The 292-nt window shown below is 53.4% G+C and carries 1 protein-coding gene; it reads left to right on the forward strand.

Annotated elements, in window-relative coordinates; translation table 11 throughout:
- Positions 1-37 precede the first annotated feature (37 nt).
- On the forward strand, positions 38-292 hold a 255-nt coding region (locus tag ACNQ0T_RS23930), incomplete at its 3' end, for an Rpn family recombination-promoting nuclease/putative transposase (protein WP_417930464.1).

Here is a 292-nt window from a genome sequence, read left to right on the forward strand (position 1 = left end):
CTGTTCATCCATCGCTCAATCCACTGGACGGATGAACATGAAAAAGCCGACCTCCACGCCCCATGACGCCGTGTTTAAGACCTACCTCTCCCATCCCGATACCGCCCGTGATTTCCTGCAGCTGTATCTGCCCGAGACGCTGCTTAAAGTGTGCGATCTGCGTACACTGCATCTCGAGTCCGGGCATTTTGTCGAAGACGATCTGCGTCCCTTTTACGCCGACATTTTGTATTCCCTGAAAACCACGGCGGGCGACGGTTATATTTATGCGCTTATCGAACACCAGAGCACG

This window comes from Enterobacter cloacae complex sp.6700776 (genome assembly GCF_048284255.1).
Taxonomy (GTDB): domain Bacteria; phylum Pseudomonadota; class Gammaproteobacteria; order Enterobacterales; family Enterobacteriaceae; genus Enterobacter; species Enterobacter intestinihominis.